This window comes from Iodidimonas nitroreducens, assembly GCA_000710935.1.
Taxonomy (GTDB): Bacteria; Pseudomonadota; Alphaproteobacteria; order Sphingomonadales; family Rhodothalassiaceae; genus Iodidimonas; species Iodidimonas nitroreducens.
The window spans coordinates 1-5,979 of the sequence record BAYV01000036.1 but is presented as its reverse complement, the minus strand read 5'-3'; the positions used below and the strand labels follow the sequence as shown (position 1 = coordinate 5,979).

12 protein-coding genes are annotated in these 5,979 nt (G+C 57.8%); all 12 read left to right on the top strand.

Annotated features, from left to right (window positions below):
- The first annotated feature begins 225 nt into the window (after nt 1-225).
- The gene (locus AQ1_RS11505; RefSeq protein ID WP_052371238.1) at nt 226-540 is read left to right on the top strand and encodes a DUF6127 family protein; all 315 of its coding nucleotides are present in this window, start codon (nt 226-228) and stop codon (nt 538-540) included.
- Between the two features lie 14 nt (nt 541-554).
- Nucleotides 555-1,229, top strand: a complete 675-nt coding sequence (locus AQ1_RS11500; RefSeq protein WP_052371236.1) for an HK97 family phage prohead protease — start codon at nt 555-557, stop codon at nt 1,227-1,229.
- Nucleotides 1,222-2,460 (top strand): phage major capsid protein, encoded by a 1,239-nt coding sequence (locus AQ1_RS11495; RefSeq protein WP_313981907.1) that lies wholly within the window; start codon nt 1,222-1,224, stop codon nt 2,458-2,460. The genes AQ1_RS11500 and AQ1_RS11495 overlap by 8 nt, the downstream gene beginning before the upstream one ends.
- Nucleotides 2,461-2,587: 127 nt before the next feature.
- Nucleotides 2,588-3,145 (top strand): head-tail connector protein, encoded by a 558-nt coding sequence (locus tag AQ1_RS11490; protein WP_081837299.1) that lies wholly within the window; start codon nt 2,588-2,590, stop codon nt 3,143-3,145.
- Nucleotides 3,142-3,474: a phage head closure protein gene (locus tag AQ1_RS11485; protein WP_042087425.1), complete on the top strand. Its 333-nt coding sequence runs from the start codon at nt 3,142-3,144 to the stop codon at nt 3,472-3,474. Before AQ1_RS11490 ends, AQ1_RS11485 begins: the two co-directional genes overlap by 4 nt.
- A complete protein-coding gene (locus tag AQ1_RS11480) occupies nt 3,471-3,839 on the top strand; it encodes an HK97-gp10 family putative phage morphogenesis protein (protein ID WP_042087423.1) in 369 nt (122 codons plus the stop codon). Before AQ1_RS11485 ends, AQ1_RS11480 begins: the two co-directional genes overlap by 4 nt.
- On the top strand, nt 3,836-4,237 hold the full coding sequence (locus AQ1_RS14675; RefSeq protein ID WP_052371235.1) for a DUF3168 domain-containing protein: 402 nt from the start codon (nt 3,836-3,838) through the stop codon (nt 4,235-4,237). The genes AQ1_RS11480 and AQ1_RS14675 overlap by 4 nt, the downstream gene beginning before the upstream one ends.
- A gap of 74 nt (nt 4,238-4,311) precedes the next feature.
- The gene (locus AQ1_RS11470) at nt 4,312-4,728 is read left to right on the top strand and encodes a phage major tail protein, TP901-1 family (protein WP_042087431.1); all 417 of its coding nucleotides are present in this window, start codon (nt 4,312-4,314) and stop codon (nt 4,726-4,728) included.
- Nucleotides 4,725-5,060: a GTA-gp10 family protein gene (locus AQ1_RS11465; protein ID WP_042087422.1), complete on the top strand. Its 336-nt coding sequence runs from the start codon at nt 4,725-4,727 to the stop codon at nt 5,058-5,060. The genes AQ1_RS11470 and AQ1_RS11465 overlap by 4 nt, the downstream gene beginning before the upstream one ends.
- Entirely contained in the window at nt 5,041-5,328 is a 288-nt protein-coding gene (locus AQ1_RS11460) for a phage tail assembly chaperone (protein ID WP_081837298.1), read from the top strand. Before AQ1_RS11465 ends, AQ1_RS11460 begins: the two co-directional genes overlap by 20 nt.
- Nucleotides 5,329-5,375: 47 nt before the next feature.
- Complete coding sequence (locus AQ1_RS11455) at nt 5,376-5,621, top strand: hypothetical protein (RefSeq protein WP_042087418.1); 246 nt, start codon at nt 5,376-5,378, stop codon at nt 5,619-5,621.
- A gap of 15 nt (nt 5,622-5,636) precedes the next feature.
- Nucleotides 5,637-5,979, top strand: a 343-nt coding sequence (locus AQ1_RS11450) for a phage tail tape measure C-terminal domain-containing protein (RefSeq protein ID WP_462687134.1), incomplete at its 3' end; no start/stop codon positions are given.

Sequence of the window (5,979 nt, the reverse complement as noted above, 5' to 3'; positions counted from 1 at the left end):
ATGCTGTTTCTGATCGCCACCGGGCGGTTGCTCTCCCCATTGGGGGATGAGGGCACCATAAGCCCCTGATTCTATGATCCTTCAGGCTGCCGCGGATGCTTTTGGGTCGCCTCGGGCCCATGATCTCAATCAATCATCACGAAGCCAATGATCAGCACCCTTTTCGGGTGCTGTGGTTTTTGGCGTTCAGCATCTGTGGATCAGAGAGAAGAGGTGGCCATTGTGATGGACCAGACCGAGGCGGCTGTTTTGGCCGCGCTTGTGGAACAGGCGCGCGTGCAAGGGGCGAATGTGCCGACTTTGCGGGCATTGGTGGAAGAGGCCAGCGAGCGCGGAGCCATGCGGGTTTTGCGCCATATCGGCCTTGAGGACGAACAGGCGCTGCGGGATGTGCGGGAATTGCGTGATCTTTTGGGCGCATGGCGGGCCGCGCGCCGGACCGCCTGGCACACGGTTGTGCGCTGGATGATCACCTGCCTGATGCTCGCTTTAGCGGCTGGATTAGCGCTGAAATTTAAACTTTTGCCGCCTGCCGGCTGAGAAAGGACCCAAAGATGATGGATGAAACGGCGCGCGCTGCTTTTGAAGTGAAGGCAGCTGATGAGGATGGTGTGTTTGAAGGCTATGCCTCGGTTTTCGATCTGATCGACGATGGGGCGGATATCATCTGCAAGGGGGCGTTCAGTGCGTCTTTGAAGGTTCGCCCCCCTTCTGCGGTCAAGCTTTTATGGCAGCATGATCCGGCCCAGCCTTTGGGGGTGATCGAGGCGCTGACCGAGGATAGCCGGGGTCTTTATGTGAAGGGGCGGCTTTTGCCCGATGTGGCCCGGGCGGCCGAGGCTTTATCGCTGATGCGCAATGGTGCCCTTGATGGGCTTTCCATCGGCTATCGCACCCTGAAGGCCCGGCAGGATCAGCAAAGCGGGGTGCGGATGCTTTTGGAGGTGGATCTGTGGGAGGTGTCATTGGTGACATTTCCCATGCAGCGCGCTGCCCGCATCCATGCCTTCAAGGCAGCAAATCCGCAGAGCATCCGAGATTATGAAGCTTTCCTGCGCGATGCAGGGGGCTTTTCGCGGCGTGAAGCCAAGGGGCTTGCGGCGCATGGCTGGAAGGCGCTGGACCGGCGGGATGACGGAACTGGCTGGACACAGACTTTGGCGCTGATCACCGAGATGATCGGCCAAATTGAACAGAACCAACATCATGAAGGAACAAAGCATGCGTGACGATATGACAACGGCCATCGAAGTGAAGGCCGCCGTTGAGCGACTGGGTAAAAGCTTTGAAACATTCAAGGAAACCAATGATGCCGCTGAAATCGAGCGCCGCAGCAAGGGCTATGCCGATCAGCTGATCGAAGAAAAGCTGGGGCGTATCGGGGCGGAAATGGATCGCCTGCAGGCGCAGGTCGAAGGCTTGGCCGTGGCCTCGAACCGTCCGGCGCTCGGGCTTGGCGGGGCTTTGGTCGCGGCGGGTGGCGAGCATAAATCCGCCTTTCTTGGTGGCTATGTGCGCAAGGGGCTGGAACGCGATCTGGCGCAATTGGAGGCCAAGGCGCTGAATACGGGCGTTCCGGCGGAAGGGGGCTATGCCGTGCCCTTGGAAATCGATCATTTGATCGAGCAGCGATTGAAGGATCTGTCGCCCATCCGTTCCATTGCCTCGGTGACCCAGATCGGCTCGGCCAATTATCGCAAGCTCATTGCCAAAACCGGCCCGGCTTCGGGCTGGGTGGGGGAAAGCGATCCCCGCAGCGAAACCACAAGCCCGGATTTTGCCGAAGTGGCCCCGCCTTTGGGGGAAATCTATGCCAATCCGGCGGCCACCCAATCCATGCTGGATGATGCCTTTTTCGATGTGGAAAATTGGCTGGCGACCGAATTGGCCCAGGAATTTGCCCAAAAGGAAGGCGCTGCCTTTATCAATGGTGACGGGATCAACAAGCCCAAGGGCTTTTTGACCGGGACGACCAGCGCATCGGGGGATGCCAGCCGCGCCTTTGGCAGCTTGCAGCATGTGGCGACTGGCAATGCCGGGGCTTTTCCGGCTTCAGACCCATCGGATATTCTGTTTGATCTGATGCACAGCCTGAAGGCGGGCTATCGGGCCGGGGCGCAATTCGTGCTCAATTCCGCAAGCCTCAATATCATCCGCAAATTCAAGGATGCGGATGGCGATTATCTGTGGCGCCCGGGCCTGGCTCAGGGGCAATCGAGCACATTGCTGGGGTTTCCGGTGGTTGAAGCCGAAGATATGCCCGCCATCGGACCGGATAGCCTTTCGGTGGCCTTTGGCAATTTTGCCCGTGGGTATCTGATCACCGATCGGATGGGCACGCGCATTTTGCGTGATCCTTATTCCAACAAGCCTTTTGTGCATTTCTATACCACCAAGCGCGTGGGCGGTGGTGTCATCAATTCCGATGCCATCAAACTGCTGAAATTCGCCATCGCCTGAGCGGCGGCGAGCACGATCAGAAAAGGGGGCAGAGGCATGGTGTGTGTCTCTGCCCCAATCATATGCGCGCAGGACCGTTCGTTCGGGGCGCGTGGGCTTTTGGATCAGACGAACGGGAACAGCACAGATGATGAGCCAGCTTCAGCCACCCCTTATCGAGCCGCTTGATCTGGCCGAGATCAAGGCACATCTGCGGATCGAACATGATGATGAAAACAGCCTGCTTGCCAGCTATCTTGTCGCCGCCCGGCAGATGGCGGAACGCATTCTGGGCCGGGCCCTGATCAGCCAGCATTGGCAATATGCCTTTGCGCGCTGGCCCGATGGCCCCCTGTGCCTGCCCAAAGCGCCCCTGCAATCCGTGATGGCGGTGCGGATCGTGCATGAAGATGGCACATCCAGCCTGCTTGATCCTGATCGCTATCGGGTGGAAAGCCGCGCCGAGCCGGGCTTTGTGCTTTTAAAAAGCGGTTTGGGGTTGGTCCCGTTGGGCTTGTCCCGGGATCGTTTTGAAATTGATTTTATCGCGGGCTATGGCGATCAGCCTGCGATGGTGCCCGCCCCCCTGCGCCATGCCATTTTGCTGATGGTGGCCGCATTTCATCAATCGCGGGGGACCACTGAAAATGTTTTGTCCGGGGTGGTGCGCAGTCTGCTCGATCCCTATCGCATGGTGCGGCTATGAGCCCGGTGATTGATGCGGGCCGCCTTGATCAGCGGTTGGATCATGAACGGCCGGTTGAAACGCTTGATGAAAACGGGCTGATGCAGGTGATATGGCAGCCCCTGGGCCGCCTGTGGGCTGCGGTTAAGGTGCAAGGTGGACAAGCCGCGCGCGAGGCAGAGCGGCCAACGGCGCGCTTGTCTTATGCCCTCACCCTGCGTTCGGAGAGCGATTGTATCGAAGGGGATCGGCTGCATTGGAAGGGCCGGATTCTGGATGTGGTGGCGGTGCTTCCTGATGGAAGCGATCCTCGTTTTATCGAGCTTTTGTGCAGTGAGACACGGCCATGATTCAACGCCAGATCACTACATCGATCCCGATCACAAGCCTGCTGTCCCGCGATATCGAGCTATTGATCAAAAGCTTTGATGATCGGCTGGCCCGGCTGGCCCGCATGATCGCTGAGGATGCCCGGGAACGGGTGCTTTTAAACAGTAGTACGAAGCCAAGCCCGGATGGCTTGGCCAATAGCCTTGATGTGCGCGCGATCACTGGGGGCCATGAGGTTTTTACCGACAAGCCCTATGCCGTATTTGTGGAATTGGGCACCGCGCGGATGGCCGCTGAGCCATTTTTGCAGCCTGCTTTCGATCAGGCGCTGCGAATTTTGACCGATCAGTACAAAGATCAGAACCGAGCAGGAGGCAACCCATGAGCGAAGCCGGATTTGCCGCTATCAATCAGGCCATCAAGGCACATTTATTGGCAGATGGGGCATTGATGGGCGGGCTCAAAGGGGTTTTCGATGAACCCGATCATCGGGCCCGGCTGCCTTATGCGATCATCGGGCCGCACAGTATCAGCGATTGGTCGGCGCAAAATCTTGATGGCACGAACTGGCGGATCACCATTCGCGTTTTTTCCCGCCATCCCGCTAATCGGGAGGTGCTTTTGCTGGCCGATCAGATCAGGGCGCGTCTTTTGGATGGCGGGCTGGCGATCGAAGGCTGGCATCTCGCCCATCTGCAATTTGAAGGCCTGCAAAGCCTGCGCGATGGCGATGGGGTGAGCCAGGCACAGCTTCGCTTCAAGGCCCTTATCCATCGTCTTTGAACCACCGATTTGGAAGCACCGGTTTTGAACCGGATTTCGACCTTTTTTATCATGTGAAACAACAGGAGCGTGCCATGACGGCAGAATCAGGACGTGGCTTTCTCGTCAAGATCAGCAATGGAGAGACCCCGCCGGTTTTTTCGACCCTTGCGGGATTACGATCCACTTCATTGAGCATCAACAGCACGGCTGTGGATATTACCAACAAGGATTCCGGCGGCTGGCGGGAATTGCTGGGCGGGGCCGGGGTGCGGCGGTTAACCCTTTCGGGATCGGGGGTTTTTACCAATAGTGCAGCGGAGAGCATCCTGCGCAGCCAGGCCCTGACGGGCAGCGTGTCTGCCTATCAGGTGATTTTTGAAAATGGTGAACAATTTACCGGGCAATTCCAGATCACGGCTTTGGATTATTCCGGCGATCATAATGGCGAGCGTACCTATAGCCTGTCGATGGAAAGCTCTGGCCCGATCAGCTTCACGGTGGCCCCATGAGCGGGATGGTGATCCATGAGCGGGGCGATGTGCTGCTGATATTAGGGGAGCGGCGGGTGCATCTGCGCCCCACTTTTGCCGCCCTTGCAGCCATCGAGCAGGCCCGGGCGCCCTTGATGACTTTGGTTCATGAAGCCAGCGAAGGCCGCCCGACGTTAAGCGATATGGCCCTTGTTTTTCATCATTGCTGGCTTTTGGACAAGGGGGATGAGCGGCCCGCGATCGAGGCGATTGGCGAGATGATCGTGGCAGCCGGATTGATGGCGCCGCTCCATAGCTATCGGGCTTTGCTGGCGGCGATTTTGGGGGGGCATGATGCCGATAAAGGCTGATCGGCCCGATCCTTCCAAAACGGATTGCAAAAGGCTGGATTTCAGGAAATTGGCAGGCTTTGCGATGGTTCGCATGGGCTGGTCGGCCGAAGCCTTCTGGTCATCCACGCCTGCGGATTTTTTGATGGCGCTCGATGCCCTTGATCCCCATATCCGGGCCCTGCCCAATGGGGGGATGGGATCGTCTCTCGATCATCATGATCTGAATCGACTGATGCAGCGTTTTCCTGATCAGACTGTTGACGCTGACCGGCTAAAAACGTCATAAATGGGGCCATGAGCCCGCATCCCAAACGAAAATCCTTAAGAGAACGCGTGGCAGCCCGCAAGGCGGGCCTGCCGGAATATGAAGGCGTTGCCGAACCCAAACCCTGGCGCCGATGGCTGCGCTATAGCGGCATGGCCATGCAGATCATCGCCTTTGTGCTTTTGGTGATTGAGGTGTTTCGCATGATCGAGACCGATTTTTTCGGCATCGATCAAAGCCGGATCATCATCTATCTCGTGGTGTTTTTCACCGGGCGTGTGCTGCAGATGATTGCAGGCTTTTCGCGCCACTGACAGAAAAGATCAAACATGACAACAGAACTGGACGCGCTTGTCGTGAGCCTGCGGGCCGACACGCGCCAATTTCGTGCGGATATCGCGCAAGCGCAATCCGCAATGAGCGATCTGGAGGCCATGGTTACTTTGCCGCAGGATGCGATGGGGCAAAGATTATCCCAACTTGCCGACTTGAGCGGGGCGATTGACCAATCGGTACGATCCAGCTTTTCCGGCCTTGATCAATTGCTTTCGCGCTTTGTGGAAACGGGCAAGCTGTCATTTGATGATTTGCGGTCGGTGGCTTTGTCGGCGCTCAATGATATTGCGCAGGCGGCTTTGCAGTCATTGTTACCCGGCGGCGGCGGCGGCGGGG

Bases quoted from the DNA above. Each gene is read 5' to 3' on its own strand.
- AQ1_RS11505 (WP_052371238.1), top strand. From the start codon at position 226: ATGGACCAGACCGAGGCGGCTGTTTTGGCCGCGCTTGTGGAACAGGCG.
- AQ1_RS11500 (WP_052371236.1), top strand. From the start codon at position 555: ATGATGGATGAAACGGCGCGCGCTGCTTTTGAAGTGAAGGCAGCTGAT.
- AQ1_RS11495 (WP_313981907.1), top strand. From the start codon at position 1,222: ATGCGTGACGATATGACAACGGCCATCGAAGTGAAGGCCGCCGTTGAG.
- AQ1_RS11490 (WP_081837299.1), top strand. From the start codon at position 2,588: ATGATGAGCCAGCTTCAGCCACCCCTTATCGAGCCGCTTGATCTGGCC.
- AQ1_RS11485 (WP_042087425.1), top strand. From the start codon at position 3,142: ATGAGCCCGGTGATTGATGCGGGCCGCCTTGATCAGCGGTTGGATCAT.
- AQ1_RS11480 (WP_042087423.1), top strand. From the start codon at position 3,471: ATGATTCAACGCCAGATCACTACATCGATCCCGATCACAAGCCTGCTG.
- AQ1_RS14675 (WP_052371235.1), top strand. From the start codon at position 3,836: ATGAGCGAAGCCGGATTTGCCGCTATCAATCAGGCCATCAAGGCACAT.
- AQ1_RS11470 (WP_042087431.1), top strand. From the start codon at position 4,312: ATGACGGCAGAATCAGGACGTGGCTTTCTCGTCAAGATCAGCAATGGA.
- AQ1_RS11465 (WP_042087422.1), top strand. From the start codon at position 4,725: ATGAGCGGGATGGTGATCCATGAGCGGGGCGATGTGCTGCTGATATTA.
- AQ1_RS11460 (WP_081837298.1), top strand. From the start codon at position 5,041: ATGATGCCGATAAAGGCTGATCGGCCCGATCCTTCCAAAACGGATTGC.